Source organism: Nocardia sp. NPDC051981, from assembly GCF_040680715.1.
In the GTDB taxonomy this organism is placed as follows: domain Bacteria; phylum Actinomycetota; class Actinomycetes; order Mycobacteriales; family Mycobacteriaceae; genus Nocardia.
Map to the genome: position 1 here is coordinate 1 of NZ_JBFAXK010000072.1, position 1,452 is coordinate 1,452.

Sequence of the window (1,452 nt, forward strand, 5' to 3'; positions counted from 1 at the left end):
ACAGCCACCAATCCCTGTGCTCCGCAAGCGATCCGGCGCACACCACGACTGTTCAACTTCATTCTTCGAACTCCTGCTCGCGACCTGGCAACTCCGGGTCGTGAGGAACGGTAATCCCGCCCGGTTGTGAATCGAAGACGTTTCGAAAACCTGGTGTGCCCCGAATCCCTTGGGCAAAAGGACTGATGGCGAGACTTTTTCAGGCATGCCACCACGTCTTGCAAGGCCGTTCGGACCGCCCAGACGTCAGTCAGCCACGGCACGCACATGCCGCATACCGCGCTGAGCGAACCGGCCAGCGTGGGGCATCGAAAGATCCACTGGCCGTGACCATCCGAGGTCGGCCGACGCACCATAACGCCGATGTTCAGGCATTTCGCATGGTGGAAGTCCTTGCTGCCGAGGAGGTCCGATCACGAGTATGGGTGACACGGGATAACGTGATTGGAGGCCCCAGTGACCTGTTTCGTCCTTGTCCGTGGCACCACTCGAGGCCCACGGGGCTGGGACCGGCTCACCCGATCGCCGATCGCGACCGGTTACATGACATTGGCTGAGCGAGAATAGATTTCACGCGGCAATGGAATCCATCCGTCGGCCGTGATGACGCTGCTGGCGCGCCACATCATGAGCGGGGCGTTCGTGGGAGCCGGAACATGGTTCACGTCCGCTCGCCTGGCGTGAATCCGTCGACGCGGAAAGTGGGGTAGTTGGGCGCGATGCTCTCGAATCGGCTCAATGGCGCGGACCTATCGATCGGGAAGTGTGGACGTGCGCCCGGCGCGATGTCGAGGTATCGCTTGAGGATTGGCGCGCGCTGTGTCGCGGGTACCTCTGTGAGACGCACGTTCCACGAGCCGCCATGGCGAATGACCGCCTCTCCGTGGGCGGCTTGCACGTTGCGGACCCAGTTCGCGTTCGCGCCGAGCATGGACACGGCGTACCAGATGTTGTCGATGTCCGCCAGGACGATCGGAAATCTGATCGGCCGACCGCTTGAACGTCCCCTGACCTCGAGTTCGACGTCGCGCGAGCGCGCGAGCCGACTTCCTGAGCGGTACTGGCTCGACCAGTACCTGTTGAGTAGCTTTGCGATGGTATGAGGCTTGTCCCCGCGGTAGATCCACCGTTTGATCCAGTGCAGGCTGCGCAGTCGTGAGCGCTGATCGATCACAGGTTCATCATCACACGCGTTCCGACGCCGACTGGCAATACAGCCGCCGGTTCAGTCATTGGGCCCGGCTGCCGCAGACAATCCATCGATATCCCCCCAAACGCACTACATTGCCGCATGCCACGCTGACCGAACCGACCAATGCTCTGCCTCGCCGAAACGACTGAGCCCCCACCCGGATACGGCGGATTCTGGGGGTCGTCGCAACACCGCTGCTAGTTGGTGGTGGACAAGAGCATAGCGAGACGCTCGGCTGGGTTGTCCCAGTCGAGCGTTTT

1 protein-coding gene is annotated in these 1,452 nt (G+C 61.8%); it reads right to left on the minus strand.

Annotated elements, in window-relative coordinates; translation table 11 throughout:
* Nucleotides 1–661: 661 nt before the first annotated feature.
* Nucleotides 662–1,174 carry a nitroreductase/quinone reductase family protein gene (locus tag AB0L60_RS42425; protein ID WP_364626644.1) on the minus strand — a complete coding sequence of 171 codons (513 nt, stop codon included), beginning with the start codon at nt 1,172–1,174 and terminating at the stop codon, nt 662–664.
* Between the last annotated feature and the right edge of the window lie 278 nt (nt 1,175–1,452).